This window comes from Microcystis sp. LE19-10.1B (assembly GCF_027530565.1).
Classification (GTDB): Bacteria; Cyanobacteriota; Cyanobacteriia; order Cyanobacteriales; family Microcystaceae; genus Microcystis; species Microcystis aeruginosa.
This window is the reverse complement of sequence record NZ_JAPZQM010000724.1, coordinates 1-21,214: the sequence shown is the minus strand read 5'-3', so window position 1 is coordinate 21,214 and position 21,214 is coordinate 1. Positions and strand designations below refer to the sequence as shown.

Here is a 21,214-nt window from a genome sequence, read left to right as displayed (position 1 = left end):
GTGTTTTTGAGACTTTTTCCATCCATCCCTAGCCAATTTATGTCATCTCTTTGTCCATATTCTTGTAATGCCCATTCATTAAACATTTTTAACAAACTCTGCCAGTCAACTCCCATCATTACCCTTCTAATTGTTGAATAGGACGGGACTATTTCTGGAATTATGTTAAATTCTTTACTGAGCCTGTGCCGATTATTTTTAGCAAACTCTCCTAGTTCTCTATAACCTGAGTATCCTAGCATTGTTCCCAGTATTATTACTACTAATACTATCCATAAAGGGTGTCTTTTTCCTTGATCTTTCCGAAAGTCCTTGACTTGTTTTAGTTTTTCTATTAAGCTCAACATATATTTGAAAAGTTGCCGGTCACTCCTCATTTTACCTGACAGTGATCGCTTTTACTTTTGATATTCTGATGGGAGAATGAAACAGCCCTACCCTGATCAAGGGGGATCCCCCCGCCTATCGGCACCCCCCTTATCAAGGGGGGATCAAGGGGGGATTAAAGGCAAAATCCATTTTTAATTTAATTATAATCAGCTACTTATCAAATTTAGATGCACAACAGCTTAACCAGTTTGGGGTTTAACAGAGGGCATTTAGGGTAAAATAAAAGCAAGTTAGCAAGATTAGGCGAGGGAGTAAATCATGGATTATGATGTCGTAATTATTGGGGGCGGACCAGCGGGAGGTCACTGTGGTAGATTATTAAGTGAAAAAGGTTATCGTGTTCTTTTGGTGGAACAACATTCTAGTTGGCAAGATAATAATTTTTCTAGTGCCGCTTCTCCCCTAGAAATTTTAGAACAATTCAATCTCCCCGAAACCGTGGTGGCTAGGTTTTGGAAAAATATCGAAATTATCTCCACTAGCATACATCATTTTTGGTCATCACCGCAACCTTTAGGGGTAGTTTTTGATTTTGCCAAATTGCGAGAGTTTTTAGCGGCGGAAGTGCTGCGTTGGGGGGGAGAAGTTCGTTTAGGTTGTCGTTATCTGAAATATCAACAAACGGAGAATCAGCTAACTGTTTTCTTGAAATCAAAAGACGAGAAAATCGAAACAGTTAATACTCGTTTATTGGTTGATGCCACGGGATACGCTAGAGCAGTTATGTATAAACACAGACGAGAAAAACCTAATTTTTTAAAAGCAGTGGGCATTGAATATTTAATTGCTGTGCCAGAAGTAGATTATCAAAAGTATCAAGATAATTTAGTTTTTTTTCTCGGTCATAAATGGAGTCCTAAAGGTTATAGTTGGATTTTTCCTATGGATAATCAGCAATTAAAAATAGGAGCTGCTTGGTTAGAGGGAGAACATCCTTATATTTCTGAAGTTAAGCCTTTAAAAAGTTATATTACACAAATTATTCAAACCTACATGAATCTCTCTAAATATGATATAATCGACATCCATGGTTCTATTTTAGAATATTCGCTCAATCTGCAAGATATTTATTATCAAGAACCGAATATTATAGCGATTGGTGATGCTGTTTCTACGGTTAACTTTTTAGGAGGGGAAGGTATTCGCTATGCTATGAAAGGAGCCGAAATTGCTTGTCAATACATGGAAGAATATTTACAGGGAAAATCGAGTAGTTTTGCCCCTTATCAACAGAGGATGCAGGAATATTTTCAACCAAAATGGAATTTATCCGATCGCCTCAGTCGCAAAGTTTATTTAGAATATAGTGATGTGCGTATAGATCAAGGAGTATCCTATCTCAAGTATCTTGCCACCCAGGATATAATCGACATTTTATTTTACTACAAATTTGAAAAATACACAAAAGGGTTAGGAGGATTTCTGCTGGGGAAATTACGTCAATGGTGGCACCGAATTTTCCCTAGTCAAAAACCTGAGTAAATAGGCTAGGATAAAGCTAAGGAAACAATATTGGTAAAGACCGTGAGTAAGTTTATTCGCTACAGTACAATTATCACTCTGCTGGGCATTTTAGGAGCCTGTAGTGGCAATCCTGCCCTAGAAAATCGTCTGGCTGCCGATCCTAATCTACAAACAAATCCCATACCGGAAAACTCTCCTAATAACCAGCAATTACCCGCAAATTTTCCCGCAGAAATTCCTCGATATAGTCAATCAGAATTATTATCCGTGCAGACAAATCCTGATAATACTGGTGGGCAAACCCGTTGGCAATCCAACGATCCCAGCAATGCGATCGAGGCTTTTTATCAACAGGAATTAGTTAATAATAATTGGGAAATTATCACTCCCTTTTCTGGGGAAGGAGTCAATAGTACCTTGACAGCCCGTCGAGATAATTTAGAATTAACTATCACCATAACTGCCACTTCTCCCAATACGGAATATAGCCTCGATTATCGTCCAACGGGAACCCCGATTGCTTCCCCTAGTCCCTCCCCTATTTCTTCCCCCTTACCCAATCTTAATCCTACCAGTTTTAACGATCTCGAATCCTTACCTAATCCCTTAAAAAGCCACATTCAAGACTTAGCTAGATTAGGAGTATTAACTGGTAATAACAATCAGTTTAACCCTAATGATACAATAACGCGCCGAGAATTTGCGCGCTGGTTGTTACAGGCTAATAATGCCATTTATGCCAATGTAGCGGGTAAACAAATCCGTTTAGCTACTCCCAATAGTTCCCCAGCTTTTAGTGATGTTAAAAATAACGATCCCGATTATATTTATATTCAAGGATTAGCGGAAGCGGGGTTAATTCCCTCTCCTTTAACGGGAGATAGTAGCGCCCTTTTATTCCGTCCCAATGCTCCTTTAACCCGGGAAGATTTAATCGCTTGGAAAGTGCCATTAGATATCAGAAAAGCTTTACCGAGCGCCAATCTTGATACGATTAAAAATACTTGGGGTTTTCAGGATACTAATAAAATTAACCCGCAGCTGGTGCGCGCTCTTTATGCCGATTTTCAAAATGCCGAACAAGCCAATATTCGGCGAGTTTTTGGTTTTACTACCCTATTTCAGCCAAAAAGACCGGTAAATCGCGCTGAAGCTGCCGCTGCTTTATGGTATTTTGGTTTTCAGGGTGATGGTGTTTCCGCTGCCGATGCTTTGCAGGGTCAAGATACGCAACAGAGTGGGGTTAATTAGGGTTTGCGGCAAAAAGTTTTTCCTGGGGGCAGGGTGTGGGGTGTGGGGTGTGGGGTGTAGGGTTTTACCGATTTTGAGGGGGTCAATTACCTAATTTTCAGGGAAAAAGTCCAGGAATTTTCCCCCCGATCACTCGCATATCCGGTACTTTTTGATTGACAAAAAGTCTAAAAGTCTTACCCAACAAGGTTTTTAGATTTATTCAGCAAGCCCTAATTGAAATTTGTCCATAAAAATTAAGGGTGTGTTAGGAAAATACAGACACTCTTTTTGACATTTCTTCATATCTATTCAGAAAAATTAACAGAGGATTCTTGACCCTGCAGCTAGGGGAATATTTTATGCTAAAGATATAACTCTGCTGCAGGGGATTTTCTTGCTGACTTCCGCTGCTATTAACATTATGACCCATCAAACTCTCAAACTCGCCGGGATGAGTTGCGCTGGTTGTGCTGATTCGATCGAACGGATAATTAAATCTATCCCCGGAGTGATTCGATGTCAAGTTAATTTTGGCATGGAACAGGTGGATGTGGACTATGATCCCAAGCGTACCGATCTTAACACTATTCAAGCAAAAGTTAGGGATGCCGGTTTCCAAGCTACACCGATAACGGAAATTAATCTCGAATCCAGGCCAGAAAAAGAACTTCTCACCAAACTATCGATCGCTATTGTTATTAGCATTATACTTTTTATCGGTTCTTTGCCGATGATGACGGGTTTATCTCTATCTTTTATTCCCCACTGGTTACACGCTCCCTTATTACAATTAATTCTCGCTACTCCCGTCCAATTTTGGTGTGGTCAAAGTTTTTATAAAAATGCTTGGAAAGCCTTTAAAAATCGCACTGCCACCATGGACACTTTAGTAGTTTTGGGAACCAGTGCCGCCTATTTTTATTCCCTGTTTTTAACCTTCGGGAGCGATTTTATCGAAAAACAGGGGTTTAATTCCCATGTCTATTACGAAGCATCAGCTATCGTCATTACTCTGATTTTACTCGGTCGTTTCCTCGAAAAACGTGCCAGAAAAGAAACGGCCGCCGCTATTAAACAATTAATGGGATTACAGGCAAAAACTGCTAGGGTAATTAGGGAAGAACAGACGCTAGATATACCAATAGAAGAGGTGAAAGTAGGAGATATAATTTTAGTGCGTCCGGGGGAAAAAATTCCCGTCGATGGCATAATTATCCAAGGCAGTTCTAGCATTGATGAATCGATGGTGACGGGGGAAAGTTTACCCGTGCGAAAAACCGTCAATCAACAGGTAATCGGTGCGACAATTAATAAAACCGGTAGCCTACAAATGCAAGCGTTACGGGTGGGAAAAGATACGGTTTTAGCTCAGATTGTCCGATTAGTGCAAACCGCGCAAGCATCAAAAGCACCTATACAAAGATTAGTCGATCGAGTGACCGCTTATTTTGTGCCGGTGGTGATGATTATTGCGGTAATAACTTTCTTATTTTGGATTCTCCGCACGGGTAATCTCACCCTCGCTTTGATTACAATGGTGGAAGTCTTAATTATCGCCTGTCCCTGTGCGCTAGGATTAGCTACACCCACCTCGATTATGGTGGGAACAGGACAGGGAGCAAAACAGGGAATTTTAATTAAAAATGCCGAAAGTTTAGAATTAGCCCAGGGCATTACTACTATTGTTCTAGATAAAACCGGAACTCTCACCCAGGGTAAACCAACGGTGACGGACTTCTTGACTCGCGAGGGGGTGGGGGATGGACGGGAATTATCGCTGCTGCAGTTAGTCGTATCGGTGGAGAATCATTCTGAACACCCGTTAGGAGAAGCAATAGTTAAATATGGGCGGTTAAACGCCATTAAAACCCTAGAAGTAACCGAATTTGACTCAATAACTGGGTCAGGAGTGCAGGGAAAAGTCGGGTCGGATTTAGTGCAAATCGGTACACAACAATGGTTAGAAAGTCAAGGTATCGAAACAAAAGTTCTTAAAAAAGTCGCCCACGATTGGGAATGGCAGAAAAAAACCGTGGCTTGGATAGCGGTTAACGGGCATTTAGAGGGGTTGATTGCCATTTCCGACGTTTTAAAACCTTTTTCTTCTTCAGTGGTCGCCAAGCTCAAAAAAATGGGCTTAGAGGTGATGATGATGACGGGGGACAACCTCGAAACCGCAGAAGCGATCGCCAGCGAGTTGGGTATCCGGCGCTTTTTTGCCGCACTCCGTCCCCAAGAAAAAGCCGAAAAAATCGAATATTTGCAGAAAAAAGGGAAAATAGTCGCCATGGTTGGAGATGGCATCAATGATGCGATCGCATTGGCGCAAGCGGACTTAGGTATTGCCATTGGCACGGGGACTGATGTAGCGATCGCCGCAAGCGATATAACCTTAATTTCGGGAGATTTACAGGGAATTGTGACTGCTATTGAGTTAAGTCGGGCAACAATGCGAAATATCAAAGAAAATCTCTTTTTTGCTTTTATTTATAACCTGATTGCCATTCCCATCGCTGCCGGAGTCCTCTATCCTTTTCTGCTCAATCCGATTATTGCCGGTGCTGCCATGGCTTTAAGTTCCCTTTCCGTGGTGACGAATGCTTTACGATTGCGTCGAGTTCATCCCAGGGTGGGGAGTGGGGTGTAGGGTGTGGGGTGTGGGGTGTAGGGTGTAGGGTGTAGGGAGTGGGGTGTGGGGTGTGGGGTGTAGGGTGTGGGGGTTATTTATTTTCAAGGGAACGAATCAAAGTTAGCAGGAGTCGGCCTACTGATTCACATTGATTAAGAATAGGATTGACGCTCTGAGGGGAAGCTAGTTCAACTCTTTGAGAGATTAACCAATGAGTCTCCAACTCTTTGAGAGAACCTTGAGCTATGTACAAAAATTGGATGTATTCTCCCCTGGTTTTGCGTCCATACCCCTCGGCAATATTCGCTGCTATTGACACCGAAGCTCGGCGAATCTGTGTTGTCATCCCATAAAGCTCTTCTTTGGGAAAAGTTTTAGTGAGACGATAGCAACTTTCAGCTAAATTTACGGCCTCCTGCCAAACTCTTAAATCTCGGTAAGATTGAATTTTTGAATCCGCCATAGATTTTATCAACTTATCCCTATAGCCTACACTCTACACCCTGTCTCAACCCAAAAGATTGTACTACAATTTCCAGTACCCAGTTTCAATGCAAAGGGAGATAATTTTCGTTAACAATTCTTAAGGAAAAACTAGAAAAATTAGCTGTACGGGGGATGATACCGTAGAAAAGGCAATAGAATAATCATCCTGATATGACTGACTCCCCTGAAATACCTTATTTATTACGCGCTGCCAAAGGAGAAATCTTACCCCGTCCTCCCGTGTGGATGATGAGACAAGCAGGACGTTATATGCAGATTTATCGGGAATTGCGGGATAAATACCCCAGTTTTCGGGAAAGATCGGAAAATGCCGATTTAGCGATCGAAATCTCCCTGCAACCTTGGCGTGCTTTTCAACCAGATGGGGTGATCATGTTTTCCGATATCCTCACTCCCCTGGCGGGAATTGGTATTCCCTTTGATATTATCGAAAGTAAGGGGCCGATTATCGATTCTCCCATTCGTACTCAAGCGCAGGTGGACCAACTTAATCCCCTCGATCCCGATCAGTCTTTACCTTTTATCAAAACGATTTTAAAAACCCTACGTCAAGAGGTGGGAAACAAATCCACTGTCCTCGGTTTTGTCGGAGCGCCTTGGACTTTAGCAGCATACGCAGTGGAAGGGAAAGGTTCTAAAAGTTATTCTGTGATTAAAGGGATGGCTTTTTCGGAACCCTCGGTACTGCACCAATTTTTAGATAAATTAGCGGATATGATCGCCACTTATGTCCGTTATCAAATTGATTGTGGGGCGCAAGTGGTACAAATGTTCGACTCTTGGGCGGGTCAATTAACTCCCCAAGATTACGATGTTTTTGCCTTACCCTATCAACAAAAAGTAGTTCGTTTGGTGAAAGAAACCCATCCCGATACACCGTTAATTCTCTACATTAGTGGCAGCGCCGGCGTTTTGGAAAGAATGGGTAAATCGGGGGTTGATATTATTAGCGTCGATTGGACCGTGGATCTGGCCGAAGCGAGACAGCGTTTAGGTAAATCGATGATGGTTCAAGGTAATATCGATCCGGGGGTTTTATTCGGTTCCCAGTCTTTTATTCGCGAGCGGATTATTGATACTATTCGTAAAGCAGGTAATCAAGGTCATATTCTTAATTTAGGTCATGGTGTTTTGGTGGGAACTCCTGAAGATAACGTGCGTTTCTTCTTTGAAACCGCTAAACAAGCGGATCAATTATTAGCAGTTCACGCCTAGGATGTCGTGATCAAGGTTTAGGGAATAGGGGTTAGGAGGTAAGGAAATCGTCTGTAACACCCAACACCTAAGAGTGCATCCCATAATTTAAAATCTACTAAGTTGGGATTCTCTGATAACTTCTGTTAAAAAACTGTGCTTTCTAGGTTGTTTGTTTCCAATCCAGACTCTTGGGGGGTTCTACCCCCCAAACCCCCCGTCGGGGGACGAAGCGCCTCCCCCGAACCCCCCGCGCATTAGTTTTTTTGTGGGATGCTTACACGCAGCTGCTGATATATTTGTAATAATTTAAGAGTCACTGACCATTACTCATTTTTGATATTTCTGCAAAGTTTAGATGCAGCTCTCCAAAATCCGAACCCGTGACTCACTTTTTACTTTCACACTGTCCCCTAAATTCTGCCGTATCAATTAAAATAATGAAAAAAATATTTCTAACGGGTGTGAGTGGCTGTATTGGGCATTATATCGCTGAGATTTTACTGGAAAATCCCGACTATGAATTATATTTTTTAGTTCGTAATCCAGAGAAGTTAAAATTTACTTACCAAGGGCGATCAAATGTTCATATACTTTTAGGCGATATGGAAAATATTGGGGTATATGCCGATCTTTTAAAAACAATGAATATAGCGGTTTTAATCGCTACCAGTTGGGGAGGAGAGGAGGAAAGTTATCAGATTAATGTGGTAAAAACCCTAGAATTAATTAGTTATTTAGATGCTCAAATCTGCGAGAAAGTCCTCTACTTTTCTACCGCCAGCATTCTCAATCAAAATAATCAACCTTTACCGGAAGCTGGGGAGATAGGAACTAATTATATCCGCACTAAATATATTTGTTATAGTAAATTTACTGACCTAGAAATCGCCGATAAAATTATCACTTTATACCCCACTTTTGTCTTAGGTGGTGACGAAAATAAACCCTATTCTCATATCTATGGCGGTTTACCGGATGTGTTGAAATATATCGGTTTAGTGCGTTGGTTTCAAGCTGATGGCAGTTTTCATTTTATCCATGCCAAAGATATAGCTCAAGTGGTGAATTATTTAATCGAAAATCCCGCACCAGAAAGCAAAATTGTTCTAGGCAATCAACGCACAACAGCTAACCAAGCAGTGGAGGAAATCTGTACTTATTTAAACAAAAAAATCTATTTTCGCATTCCTTTATCTTTAACCATTGCTAACTTTTTTATCAAAGTTTTTAACTTGCAGATGGAAGCATGGGACCGTTTTGCAATGAATTATCGCCACTTCACCCACATTAAAACCTATACTCCTGCTGATTTTGGTTTAAAAAACTATTGTTCCACCCTCGATGATGTTTTAACCCTGCGAGGAATTCCCCGAAAAAAACCCTAAGTAGGGTTTGCGGCAAAAAGCTTTTCCTGGGGGCAGGGTGTGGGGTGTGGGGTGTGGGGTGTGGGGTTTTACCCATTTTCAGGGGGTCAATTACCTAATTTTCAGGGAAAAAGTACCTGAATTTTCCCCCCAATCACTCCAAAGGTCGGCACTTTTTGAGGGAAAACAAGTCTAAAAACCCTATCCAACAAGGTTTTTAGATTTATTCAGCAAACCCTAAGTAGAGGGAACGGAAAAATATCTATAATTAATTCTGTCTGGATACTTACAGCGTTTCCCTAAAGATGAAGTCTAACCTAATTCCGCAACTGACTTTACAAAACGAAAACTTCCTACCTCACCATTAAGATAACTGCTATATCGGTGACTCTTAAATTAGTACAAATATATGAACAACCGCGTGTAAGCATCCCACCGAAAAACTAATGCGCTCCGGGGTTTGGGGGGTAGAACCCCCCAAAAACTTGGCTTGAATGATAAAATCAGAAATAACGCCCAACTCTTAACGCCAAATAGACTAATCTTGAAATTGTCTAGCATGAAATTGAGCGTAACGACCATTAAGATTTAATAACTCCTCGTGATTACCCACCTCGATAATTTCACCCTTTTCTAAGACTAAAATACGGTTAGCTTTTCTGACAGTTGCTAATCGGTGAGCAATAACAAATACCGTGCGCTCCGTCATAATTCTTTCTAAAGCTTCCTGCACTAAAGCTTCCGATTCCGAATCGAGCGCTGAAGTTGCTTCATCTAAGATTAAAATCCTCGGATTAGATAAAACTGCTCGCGCAATGGCGATTCTTTGTCTTTGTCCACCCGATAAATTAACACCCCTTTCTCCCACATAGGTATAGTAACCCTGGGAAAGTTCACTGATAAATTGATGAGCGTTGGCAATTTTTGCCGCTTTTTCCACCTCTTGCAGATTAAAATCTCCCTGACCAAAAGCGATATTTTGGGCTATAGTGCCAGAAAAGAGAATATTTTCCTGTAAAACTACGCCAATTTGTCGCCGGAGACTTTTTAAAGTCACATCACGAATATCCACCCCATCGATTAAAATCTTGCCAGAAGTGGGGTCATAAAAACGCAATAAAAGATTAACTAAAGTGGTTTTTCCCGCTCCCGATGCTCCCACTAAAGCAATCATTTCCCCAGCGTGTGCAGTAAAATTAATATTTTTTAAAACCTGTCTGTCCTGGTTGTAATAAAAATTTACTTGACAATATTCAACTTCTTTGCTATGGGGTTGCAGATTGATCGCATTCGGTTTTTCGGTAATTGTTGGCAAAATAGCTAACAATTCAAAAATCCGATCCATGGAGGCTTGCCCCTGTTTAAATTGATTATAATTACTGGTAATATGGGCGATGGGATCGATTAACATTGCCACCGCTGCCACATAACTAACAAAGTCAATTCCAGTTAAATTCTTTTGGGAAATTTGCCAACCAGCGAGAAAGAATAAAAAGATGACACCGAGAGCTTGTAAGAATCCCACCACGACGTATTGTAAAGCTTTGGTGGATTCTGATAGGTATTGAGCGCGGCGATTTTCCTCCGCTTCTTGGGCAAAAAGCTCGGTTTGATAATCTTCAGCAGCGAAAGCTTGCACCACGCGAATACCGCCAAAAACTTCGGTTAATAACGCAGAAAGGTTAGATATTTTCGCTTGGGCGCGACGAGCATACTGTAATAATTTTTCACCAAAAAATCCCACCAAAACTCCCAACAAAGGAGCGATAATAATGACAGCGATCGTCAATTGCCAGTTAACAATAAACATATAGGCAAAGACGACAATTAACTGTAAGGCGGAGGGAATAAAATCATGGAAAAATTTATTAATTACTTCCCCAATGCGATCAATATCTTCCGTTAAACGATAGGATAAATCACCAGTTTTCGCCGTTTCAAAGTAATTTAAGCCGAGGGTTTGCAGGTGTGCATAAACTTTTTTTCTTAATTCGAGGGCAATTTTTAAAGAAGCTTTTGCCATCAGGGAATCTTGCCCATACTGAGACATTCCCCGCAGTAAAAAAACCACTGCCCCCACCCCCGAAAGTGTCGCCAATGCTTGCACATTTCCCTCGCCGATATATCTGGCCATTTGTCCAGCTAACCAGGCTAAAATCGGCCAAAATACCGTAAATCCGATCGTACAGATGAACGCCAAAATAATTGTTTGGGTTTGGGGACGGAGATAGGGAATGAGGTTCCAATAACTAGAGCGAGATTTCAAAATAATTTAGCGCCTTTAAATATTAAGTATTCCTGCAAAATTAATTTGCTAGTCGAGACAGTTATCAGTTATCAGTTATCAGTTATCAGTTATCAGAACGTAGGTTGGGTTGAAGCATGAAACCCAACACCCCCAGGGATTACGCTACCGCTAACCCATCCTACAAATAATTGTGCCTCCCTACTTACTGATCACTGATTACTGATTACTGTTTAGGCACTCTTGCACTTTGGCCAGAGGTTAACTGAGAGGTATAATTAACCTTGCTTAGGTACTGAAGAAAAGGAGATTAACTAGGGTCTGCTGAAAAAGTTTTTCCTGGGGGTAGGAGTCAGGAGTCAGGAGTCAGGAGTCGGTCGTTTCAGGTTTTGTTGTCCTCTTTTTTTTGTACCAGTTTGTGTACTCAAAGAAGGATAATGCAAGGTTTTTGAAGGTCTTAATCCTATTTTCGCAGCATGAACATCGGATTTTAGCAGGTCAAAAGCCTTATTTTAAAAGGGTTTTACCATTATTCAGCAAACCCTAACTAACAAATTTGCCTAAGGGGTTAATCGGGGTGTAGAGACGTTTTTAGTCCACGTCCCTACGATGTTTTCCAATAATACAAAGTTATTATGCGATTAAACCGCCACAGCTTGATGAATGTAGCCTAATTCCGTCAATTTGTTCCAGACTTTGGCGACACTTTCCTCTAAAGTCTCTAAATCGGTGCGGCATTCCACTTCCGGGTTAAAAGGTGGTTCATAGGGATCATCAATTCCCGTAAAAGACTTGATTTCGCCAGCACGCGCTCTTTTATATAATCCTTTCACATCGCGATCCTCACAGACGTTTAAGGGAGCATTCACGAAAACTTCGACAAAATTGCCGATTTTTCCCCGTACTTCCTCGCGAATCTCACGATAGGGAGAAATAGCCGAAACTAGGACAATCACACCGTGACGGGTGAGCAAATTGGACACAAAACCAATGCGACGGATATTTTCATCGCGATCCTCTTTACTAAATCCTAAACCTTTGGTGAGGTTCGTCCGTACTATATCGCCGTCGAGAACTTCAATGGAATAACCTTCAGCGATTAATTTTGCCTGTAATGCCTCGGTAATCGTGCTTTTCCCCGCACCGCTCAATCCTGTTAACCAAACCGTCACGCCGCGCTGTTTCATAGTAATCATTAATAATACTTAAATCCTGTTTAGCGTACCATATCTCAGGGATCAGTGATCAGGAGTCAGGAGATAGGAGTCAGGAGATAGGAGTCAGGAGATAGGAGTCAGGAGATAGGAGATAGGAGATAGGAGATAGGAGATTATTTTATTTATTCTCCCCACACCCCACACCCCACACCCCACACCCCACACCCTACACCCCACACCCTACACCCCACACCCCACACCCTACACCCCACACCCTACACCCCACACCCCACACCCCACATCCCAGTTCCCCAAGCTGGTTGAAACAAACAACCTGTCACCACGATCACTGATAATGTATGTTGAGTTACTGTCTTTAATAAGGTAATGTTTAAAAAATTCCCCCCTCACACCCCGCTCATTCTTGGCTTAGGTTCTGGGGTTGCGCTTTTTACTCTCACCAGTCTCTTTCTCTTTCACCCGAAAATCCTCGCTTGGCTCGATCGCAATAGTGCTTCGCTTCCTAGCCAAGATCCTAACCAACCCTCTGCCGTAGTTGATAGCGCTTCCTTACCACAAACCGAGCGAGATGTCAAGTTAAGAGATGTTGCTGATGCCAATGCGCCCTCTTTAGATCGTAGTCGCGCCCGCTATCTCTTGGCTATGGATTTATTGAGAAAATATGAAGGGGGTCCGGCTTTAAAACAATTAGAAGGCTTAGAAAAACAATATCCTGTCCTCGCTCCCCAGATTCTCCTCAAACAGGGACGCGCCCACGAATTAACCAATGATAGTGAAAAAGCGCAAGAAATTTGGCAAAAATTACTGGAAACCTATCCCCAATCGCCCGTAGTGGCGGAAGCTTACTACTCTTTGGGCAAATACGACCCCAGTTATCATGAGAAATTGCTTAAGGAATACCCCCGACACCCGCGTACTTTGGCTTTAATTCGCCAACGTCTTCAAGAAAATCCCGATCAATTTCCCTTATGGTTACAGTTAGCCAAGGCTAATCCTTTTGATCCTACCCTCAATCAGGCCCGCAATCGTTTGGTGAAAGACTACGCCGAGCAGTTAACTCCGGCGGATTGGGCAATGATTGGGGCAGGTTATTGGCAGTCGGGATTGTACGAAAAAGCCTATAAAGCCTATGCTAAAGCCACTCCTAGCCCCGAACAAGCCTATCGTTACGCCCGCGGGCTACAAATTGCCAAAAAACTGCCAGAAGCTCGCAGCGCTTACCAAAAATTAATTAAAACCTATCCCCAGGCCTCAGAAACCGGGTTAGGATTACTGCGACTCGCCCAAATTTCTCCTAACCGCGATGCTATAGCATATCTCGATCGCATTGTCAAGCAATTTCCCGATCGCGCTCCGGAAGCTTTGGAAGCGAAAGCCAAATTACTGGACTCAACTAATGCCCAGGCCGCTAGTCAAACATGGCAGACTTTATTAAATAAATACCCAAAATCCGACGAAGCCGCCGATTATCGCTGGTTAATGGCCCAAAGAGCCGCTAAATCTGGTGATTACGCCAAGGCGTGGCAGTGGGCGCAGCCAATTGCGGTTAATAATTCCGATAGTCAAACTGCCCCGAAAGCGGCCTTTTGGGTGGGAAAATGGGCGCAAAAACTGGGCAAAAACCAAGAAGCAAAACAAGCTTTTACCTACACTATTTCTCGTCATCCCCATTCCTATTATGCTTGGCGCTCGGCGGTTTTATTAGGTTGGGACGTGGGGGATTTTACCACTGTCCGCTCCTATAATCCTACCACCGTCAAACCCGCCACCCGTAACGATACTCCCGCCGGTTCGGAAGCTTTCAAGGAACTATATCGCATTGGTGAAGATACGGACGCGTGGAATCTCTTCCAAGCAGAAATTGTTGATCCTTGGAATTTAACCGTTGACGAACAATTTAACCTCGGTGTCTATAAACTCTCTCGCAATCAAAATTTAGAAGGAATTAACCTGATTTGGCGCTTGCGAGAAAGAGATACCCCAGAGGAAAGGGAAGCATGGAAAGTCCTGCGACAAAATGATAAATACTGGCACGCTTTATTCCCTTTCCCCTACTACGATAGCATCCTGGAATGGTCAAAAGATAGACAATTAAATCCCCTGCTAGTGACAGCTTTAATCCGGCAAGAATCCCGCTTTGAAAAAGAAATTCGTTCTCCTGTGGGGGCAGTGGGATTAATGCAAATTATGCCCGATACGGGTAAATATATCGCGGGTAATACTGGCAATAAAAGTTATTCTTTAACTAATCCCGAAGATAACATTATGATGGGGACATGGTATCTCGATTATACCCACGGCAAATTCGCCGGAAATTCACTTTTTGCTGTGGCTAGTTATAACGCTGGACCTGGGGCAGTTTCTAAATGGAAACAGCGTTTCGATTTTAGCGATCCCGATGAATTTGTCGAGAATATTCCCTTTAGAGAAACTAAGGGTTATATAGAATCGGTGTTTGGTAATTATTGGAATTATCTCCAGATTTATAACCCCGAAATTCAAGAGCAAATGAAGAGAGTTGCTAACCCTTCCTAGTTGATTAATGGGGATAGGTGATTAACTCATTCCCTTAAGTAAGTAGGGAGGCACAATTATTTGTAGGATGGGTTAGCGGTAGCGTAACATAATCGGGCGTTGGGTTTCATGATTCAACCCAACCTACGTTCTTAATCCCCCCTTAATAAGGGTGTGCCGATCCCCCCTGCCCCCCTTGATAAGGGGGGTGCCGATAGGCGGGGGGATACCCCTTAATAAGGGGGGCATCTGACAGTTTTTAACACCTAGCTACTTACTAACTTTTTTCCTGATTATGCAATCATTTAACTGGCAAACCGTCGATCAAAATTCTCCTTTTACTCGCCTAGATTTTCGGACAAAATTAACCATGATGATCGTGGTTACTCTCATCGCTTTTACTTGGGAAAGTCCCCTCGCTGGCGGTTTTCTAACTCTTATTGTCGCTTTAGCTTGTCTCTGGGCGGGGGTAAAATGGTCTTATCTTCTCACTATTTTAAAATTCATGGCTCCTTTTTATCTATTCTTATTAATTACCATGGGATTTTTTAATGTGGAACAGGTAAAAACTTTAACGGGAAAAACTGAATTAACTCCCTTATTAACTGTCGGTTCTAATAAAATGACTGTGGAGGGAACCCTCTACGGTTTAAATGTGATCTTTAAAACTCTCACGATGGTTTTAATTATTCCCCTCGCTATTTTTACCACCGATATAAATCAGATGATGGTGAGTTTAACTAAGGCCAGAATTCCTTACAAAATAGTCTTTATTTTTTCCTCTACCCTGCGTTTATTTCCTCTCCTAGTAGAAGAATCTCGATCGATTATTTCTGCTCAAAGATTACGAGGATTAGCAATAGAAAAAATGGGTTGGTTACAAAAAGGAAAAATTTACGCTTCTATCGCTGTACCTTTAATTTTAAACGCTATGGCTAAATCGCAAAAATTAGAGGTAGTTCTACAAGCTAAAGCTTTCTCTGGTGATCCCGATCGCACATTTTTACAGGAATCAATCTTAACCAATAAAGACTATTTATTAATTATTGGCTTTCTATTTTTATTGGTTTTGGCAATTATTCTCTATGTAAAATTCGGGGTGGGAAAATTTGCCTGGTTGTTTTAAGCTCAATCCCTATTGTAAGTAGTTAGGTGTTAAAAACTATCAGTTTCCCCCCTTATCAAGGGGGATCCCCCCGCCTATCGGCACCCCCCTTATCAAGGGGGGCAGGGGGGATCGAACCCAAAATCTATCTTCAATTTAATTCTAACCAGCTACTTATAGCTCGATCGATCTGGGTATATAAAGCTTCTAAATCCCCGGAATTGTCCAAAACAATATCAGCTAAGGCAATTTTTTCGGCTAAAGGCATTTGATTATTAATCCGAGTGATCGCTTGTTCTCTGCTTAAGTTATTCCTAGTCATTAAGCGTTGAATTTGTTGCTCAAAACCGCAGGAAACCACCCAAATCTCTGTGACTAAATGGGTTAGTTTGGCTTCCAATAATAAAGGAACAGAAAAAACAACTATCGGGGCTTCTAACTGCTCTAAATGCCGCTTAAAACATTCTCTAACGTAGGGATGAATCTGACTTTCTAACCAGATTTTTTCCTCGGGATTATTAAAAATAATCTCTCCTAACTGTTGGCGATTAAGGGAATTATCCTCAGTTTTAACTTTTCTGCCATAACGCTGAAAAATTCTCTCTAAAATTGCCGAACCTTTTTCCACTGCTTCCCGGGCATAAATATCCGCATCAAGGACAGGAATTTTGTAGATATTTTCTAAATAATTGGAAACCGTGGATTTACCACAAGCTATTCCCCCTGTTAACCCGATAATTCTTCTCGACATAAATTATTAAATTGCTAATCTCAATTAAGGTGCGTTACGCGCTCGCTAACACACCCTACGGTTATAAACTCTCTATCTAAGGTGCGTTACGCGCTCGCTAACACACCCTACGGTTATAAACCCTCTATCTGTTGTAAAACTCTTGCTTGTACTTGTTGATAGGCAGTTTCCACATCTCCTAAATCGCGACGAAAACGATCCTTATCGAGAATGCGCGCTTGGGCATCCTCTTGGGTTTTATCCCAGAGACGACAGGTATCGGGGCTAATTTCATCACCTAGATAAATTTTGCCCGTTTTATCAACTCCAAATTCTAACTTGAAATCGACGAGAATAATCTGGCACTTATCGAAAAATTCTTGCAGATATTGATTGATTTGCAGGGCTAAATCTCGTAACTGATTGACTTGCTCCTCGCTGGCAATATCGATCACTTTTATGCGATCGGGCGTTAACAAAGGATCGCCTAAAGCATCGTCCTTGAGATAAAATTCTACAAGAGGAAAAGGTAAAACTTTCCCCTCCTTTAATCCCGTTTGCTTGCACAAACTCCCGGCAGCGATATTTCTGACTACTACCTCCAAAGGAATAATTTTAATCGCCTTGACGCGCATTTCCCTAGAACTAGGGCGATCGATATAATGGGTAGGTATTCCTAGGGATTCTAACCATTGAAATAGGGCAGTGGAGACAGTACAGTTAATTTCCCCTTTACCGACAATTTGCCCGCGTTTTTGGGCATTAAAAGCGGTGGCATCGTCTTTGTAATAAGTGAGGAGAATATCAGGATCATCGGTTTGATAGAGAATTTTGGCCTTACCTTCATAGAGTTTTTCCATAGTTATCATCCTCGGCAATTGATAAACGAAAATCGATGGTTAATCAGATAGTGGCGGCAGTAAATTTTGGCGATCAACCCAGGCAAAAAGTCTCTATCATTGGGTAGATGATCGTTGAGAAAAATAATGTATAATTGCAGCTTAAAGATAACTGTCAACATTTGACGATCGAACCTTAACCTATAACCAAAAAGTGTCACGATACCAGGGGTCAACTTTTGGCGAATCAGCCAAGTTTTTACTTAAATCCTCAATCATAGCCAACAATTGATATTATCTCCCATTACCATTACCGAAAAATCTAAAGAAATTCCGAAAAATTACCCGCCGTCGCCCTATGAATCAGAATCCTCCTAACGATGATAACCCGAATCTCCCCGATCGCCGCAAGGAGGATTTTCTCTATCCTCGCGCGCCCTACTATGGGGAATTTAAGCCAGAAAACTTGCTATTTAACGCCAATTTACAGGAATTTGCCCAAAAAGTCAGTTTTATTTGTAATCTGGAAACGGGGGGCAAAATCAGTTCTCTAGAAGCCTATCAAAAAATTAAAGCCCTCTGGAAAGACTTAAAACAGAGCAAAAAAGGCCTAGGCATTGGGGAAAATCCCTTTCAAAAAGATGACGATACCTAAAGGATAATCAAGAAAAATCTCCTGGGTTGCTCAAAAATGCTGGGACAGAAATATTTTCTGCCCCATAGAATGAGATGAGCAAACGCTTAAAAATTACCGTGATTTTGGATGGCACTTTCTAATTTTGCCACCACTTCCTCGACGCTAATTACCCCTAAATCGCCCGTGGCACGGGTGCGAATACTTAAACTATTACTTTCCATTTCTTTTGCCCCCACCACTGCCATCACGGGGATTTTTGCGGTTTCAGCATTGCGAATCATTTTACCCAAACGTTCGCCACTGGTATCGGTTTCGGCGCGAATTCCTAACAATTGCATTTTCGCTGTCACCTCTTTAGCGTAATCCAATTGAGTATCACTAACCGGTAATAATCGTATCTGGACAGGGGCTAACCAAAGAGGAAAATCCCCCGCGTATTCTTCGATTAAAATACCGATTAAACGTTCCAAAGAACCAAAAGGTGCGCGATGAATCATCACCGGACGTTTACGATTACCATCTTCAGCAACATATTCTAGTTCAAAACGTTCGGGTAAATTATAATCTACCTGTACCGTTCCTAACTGCCATTCTCTTTCGAGGGCATCTTGGAAAATAAAGTCTAATTTTGGACCATAAAAAGCCGCTTCTCCGGGGGCTTCAAAATAATCCATCCCCAAAGTTTGCACCGCTTTTCTAATCGCTGATTGTGCCTTTTCCCAAGCTTCATCGGAACCGATATACTTATCCGATTCGGGGTCACGAAAACTCAATCGCGCCTTAAAATTCTTTAATTGTAAACTCTTAAACACCGTCAAAATTAAATCAACAACGCTTAAAAATTCCTTGTCTAATTGTTCGGGAGTGACAAACAAATGGGAATCATCGACGGTAAAACCGCGAACTCTAGTTAACCCCCCCAATTCTCCCGATTGTTCGTAACGATAAACTGTACCAAATTCTGCCAAACGCATCGGCAATTCCCGATAGGATCTCAAATCACTTTTATAGATTTGAATATGAAAAGGACAGTTCATCGGTTTAAGCACAAATCCTATTTCCTTACTAGCAGATTCCTCATCGTCTGCCATCATGGGAAACATATCTTCTTTGTACTTTTGCCAGTGACCGGAAATTTTAAACAAATCGACGCGAGCAATATGGGGAGTAACTACGGGTAAATAACCGCGTTTTAACTGTTCTTTTTTCAGAAAATCTTCTAACAAAGAACGAATTAAAGTTCCTTTCGGTGTCCATAAAGGCAACCCTGGCCCGACAGAATCAGAGAAAATAAATAAACCTAATTCTTTGCCTAATTTGCGATGGTCACGTTTGAGTGCTTCTTCCTTACGGCGCTTGTATTCGGCTAATTGTTGGGGATTTTCCCAGGCTGTGCCGTAAATGCGCTGTAATTGGGCTTTATTCTCATCCCCACGCCAATAAGCACCCGCTACCGTCTCTAATTCGATCGCTTTTGGGTCTAGTTCGCTTGTATTATCTAGATGCGGACCGGCGCACAAATCCCACCAAGCGTCACCAAGATGATAGAGGGTGATGGGTTCTTGAATTCCCGCCAGAATTTCCAGCTTATAGACCTCATTAATCGCTTTAATGCGCTTTTCCGCTTCTTCCCGAGAAACTTGCTCGCGAATCACCGGCAGTTTTTTATTGATAATTTTGACCATCTCTTTCTTGATGTCCTTGAGATCCTTATCGGTAAAAGGTTCCGGCACATCAAAATCGTAGTAAAATCCGGTTTCAGTCCAAGGCCCGATAGTAACTTGGGCTTTCGGGAATAATTTCTGCACCGCCATGGCCATCACATGGGAGGTGGTGTGACGAATTCGCTTGAGGTGGTCGGATTCGCTGGTTTTCGGTAGTTTAATCGGGGCTTGGTTATCCATATCTCTTCAATTTACACCTTCTCTATTCTCTATTTTAATAGTAAAAGGAGTCTTTAGTCAGGAAAAAAATCAGGATAGATATCAATGCCATTTCCCCTCATCTCTAACCTCTAACCCCTCATCTCTATTTCTCGATGAAAAAACTAATTTTATCCTGTTTATTTTTGGGATTGGTTGCTTGTAATGCCTCGGTTAATACCACTGATAACCAAAAACCCAAGGTAATCTCCACCAGCACAATTATCGCCGATTTAACCGCACGAGTAGGCGGTGAAGAAATTGACCATCAAGACATTTTAAAACCAGGGGATGATCCCCACGTTTATGAACCAGTTCCCGCCGATAGTGTGGCTTTAGAAAAAGCCGATTTAATTCTCTATAACGGTTATAATCTCGAACCGGGGTTAATTAAAATGATCGATTCTACGGCAGTTAAAGCGAAAAAAGTGGCTGTGGGAGAAGCCATTACACCTTTACAACTGGAAAAAGAGGGGCAGAAAGTACCCGATCCCCATGTTTGGGGTTCGGCAAAAAATGGCATAATCATGGTGAAAAAAATCCGAGATCAATTGATTGAATTAAGTCCCGAAGATAAAGAGATTTTTACTGAAAATGCCGCCCAATTAATCAGGGAATTAGAAAATCTTGATCGCTGGATTACTGCGGCTATTAAAACTATCCCCCCTTCCCAAAGGCAATTAGTCACCACTCATGACGCTTTTCAGTATTATGCTCATGCCTATGGTTTAAAAGTTGCAGGAACTTTAATTGGCATTAGTACCGAAGAACAACCTAGCGCCCAAACGGTGAAAAATTTAGCCGATGCTATTAAAAATCTCCAGGTTCCTGCTATCTTTGCCGAGACCACTATTAATCCCGCTTTAATTACCACTGTAGCCGAAGAAGCGGGGGTGAAATTAGCACCACAACAATTATATTCTGATTCGATCGGTGCGGTGGGTACTGGGGGGGATAGTTATGTAAAAATGCTCAGGGAAAATACTCGCTCGATCGTGGAATCTTTAGGGGGAAAAGTACCTCAAGAAGGTCAATAGACCTCTTGTAAAAATCAAAAAATTGTCCTTAGAGTCAGGAGTTAGGAAGGCAGAAATACCGACAATCAGCAATTATCGGTGACTTTTAGATGATGACAAATGGATCAGCAGCTGCCTGTAAGCATCCCACCGAAAAGCTAATGCGCGGGGGGTTTGGGGGCGGCGCCACGCCCCCAACGGGGGGTTTGGGGGGTAGAACCCCCCAAAAGCTTGGATTGAGGGA

17 protein-coding genes are annotated in these 21,214 nt (G+C 42.0%); 9 read left to right on the top strand and 8 right to left on the bottom strand.

Translation table 11 applies throughout. The annotated features are described in order from the left end of the window. Positions 1–347, bottom strand: a 347-nt coding sequence (locus tag O9332_RS25925) for a transposase family protein (RefSeq protein WP_288027940.1), incomplete at its 3' end; no start/stop codon positions are given. Between the two features lie 301 nt (positions 348–648). Between O9332_RS25925 and O9332_RS25920 the strand changes: the two genes are divergently transcribed. The 3 genes from O9332_RS25920 (at position 649) to O9332_RS25910 (ending at position 5,734) form a co-directional block, all read left to right on the top strand. Next, positions 649–1,872: an NAD(P)/FAD-dependent oxidoreductase gene (locus O9332_RS25920; protein ID WP_004159609.1), complete on the top strand. Its 1,224-nt coding sequence runs from the start codon at positions 649–651 to the stop codon at positions 1,870–1,872. Between the two features lie 30 nt (positions 1,873–1,902). After that, positions 1,903–3,105, top strand: coding sequence for an S-layer homology domain-containing protein (locus O9332_RS25915; RefSeq protein ID WP_004159608.1), 1,203 nt, complete (start codon positions 1,903–1,905; stop codon positions 3,103–3,105). A gap of 403 nt (positions 3,106–3,508) precedes the next feature. Beyond that, positions 3,509–5,734: a heavy metal translocating P-type ATPase gene (locus O9332_RS25910; protein ID WP_080603644.1), complete on the top strand. Its 2,226-nt coding sequence runs from the start codon at positions 3,509–3,511 to the stop codon at positions 5,732–5,734. On the opposite strand, the gene O9332_RS25905 is transcribed toward O9332_RS25910, so the two are convergent. Both O9332_RS25905 and O9332_RS25900 read right to left on the bottom strand, forming a co-directional pair. Continuing rightward, positions 5,690–5,821, bottom strand: a complete 132-nt coding sequence (locus O9332_RS25905) for a hypothetical protein (RefSeq protein ID WP_288027937.1) — start codon at positions 5,819–5,821, stop codon at positions 5,690–5,692. The genes O9332_RS25910 and O9332_RS25905 overlap by 45 nt on opposite strands. Then, entirely contained in the window at positions 5,808–6,179 is a 372-nt protein-coding gene (locus O9332_RS25900; RefSeq protein ID WP_004159605.1) for a four helix bundle protein, read from the bottom strand. The genes O9332_RS25905 and O9332_RS25900 overlap by 14 nt, the downstream gene beginning before the upstream one ends. A gap of 194 nt (positions 6,180–6,373) precedes the next feature. Between O9332_RS25900 and hemE the strand changes: the two genes are divergently transcribed. After that, a complete protein-coding gene (gene hemE, locus O9332_RS25895) occupies positions 6,374–7,438 on the top strand; it encodes a uroporphyrinogen decarboxylase (RefSeq protein ID WP_004159603.1) in 1,065 nt (354 codons plus the stop codon). A 419-nt stretch (positions 7,439–7,857) separates the two neighbouring features. Continuing rightward, entirely contained in the window at positions 7,858–8,805 is a 948-nt protein-coding gene (locus O9332_RS25890) for an NAD-dependent epimerase/dehydratase family protein (RefSeq protein ID WP_288027934.1), read from the top strand. A gap of 517 nt (positions 8,806–9,322) precedes the next feature. Here O9332_RS25890 and O9332_RS25885 read toward each other — a convergent pair. Next, positions 9,323–11,050 (bottom strand): ABC transporter ATP-binding protein, encoded by a 1,728-nt coding sequence (locus O9332_RS25885; RefSeq protein WP_004159601.1) that lies wholly within the window; start codon positions 11,048–11,050, stop codon positions 9,323–9,325. Positions 11,051–11,670: 620 nt separating this feature from the next. Further along, positions 11,671–12,216: an adenylyl-sulfate kinase gene (cysC, locus tag O9332_RS25880; RefSeq protein ID WP_043999288.1), complete on the bottom strand. Its 546-nt coding sequence runs from the start codon at positions 12,214–12,216 to the stop codon at positions 11,671–11,673. A gap of 357 nt (positions 12,217–12,573) precedes the next feature. Between cysC and O9332_RS25875 the strand changes: the two genes are divergently transcribed. Together O9332_RS25875 and O9332_RS25870 are read left to right on the top strand one after the other, a co-directional pair. After that, positions 12,574–14,742 (top strand): lytic transglycosylase domain-containing protein, encoded by a 2,169-nt coding sequence (locus tag O9332_RS25875; RefSeq protein ID WP_288027932.1) that lies wholly within the window; start codon positions 12,574–12,576, stop codon positions 14,740–14,742. A 274-nt stretch (positions 14,743–15,016) separates the two neighbouring features. Continuing rightward, positions 15,017–15,847, top strand: a complete 831-nt coding sequence (locus tag O9332_RS25870; RefSeq protein WP_002764144.1) for an energy-coupling factor transporter transmembrane component T family protein — start codon at positions 15,017–15,019, stop codon at positions 15,845–15,847. A 130-nt stretch (positions 15,848–15,977) separates the two neighbouring features. On the opposite strand, the gene coaE is transcribed toward O9332_RS25870, so the two are convergent. Next, a complete protein-coding gene (gene coaE / locus O9332_RS25865; RefSeq protein WP_004159597.1) occupies positions 15,978–16,577 on the bottom strand; it encodes a dephospho-CoA kinase in 600 nt (199 codons plus the stop codon). A 113-nt stretch (positions 16,578–16,690) separates the two neighbouring features. Next, positions 16,691–17,416 (bottom strand): phosphoribosylaminoimidazolesuccinocarboxamide synthase, encoded by a 726-nt coding sequence (gene purC, locus O9332_RS25860; protein ID WP_004159595.1) that lies wholly within the window; start codon positions 17,414–17,416, stop codon positions 16,691–16,693. 337 nt (positions 17,417–17,753) lie between these two features. Between purC and O9332_RS25855 the strand changes: the two genes are divergently transcribed. Beyond that, on the top strand, positions 17,754–18,050 hold the full coding sequence (locus tag O9332_RS25855; RefSeq protein ID WP_002743720.1) for a DUF7219 family protein: 297 nt from the start codon (positions 17,754–17,756) through the stop codon (positions 18,048–18,050). Between the two features lie 86 nt (positions 18,051–18,136). Here the strand turns inward: O9332_RS25855 and thrS are convergent, their stop codons facing one another. After that, the gene (gene thrS, locus O9332_RS25850; RefSeq protein WP_004159593.1) at positions 18,137–19,936 is read right to left on the bottom strand and encodes a threonine--tRNA ligase; all 1,800 of its coding nucleotides are present in this window, start codon (positions 19,934–19,936) and stop codon (positions 18,137–18,139) included. 134 nt (positions 19,937–20,070) lie between these two features. Between thrS and O9332_RS25845 the strand changes: the two genes are divergently transcribed. Beyond that, positions 20,071–20,991 carry a metal ABC transporter solute-binding protein, Zn/Mn family gene (locus O9332_RS25845; RefSeq protein ID WP_004159592.1) on the top strand — a complete coding sequence of 307 codons (921 nt, stop codon included), beginning with the start codon at positions 20,071–20,073 and terminating at the stop codon, positions 20,989–20,991. The last annotated feature ends 223 nt before the right edge of the window (positions 20,992–21,214 follow it).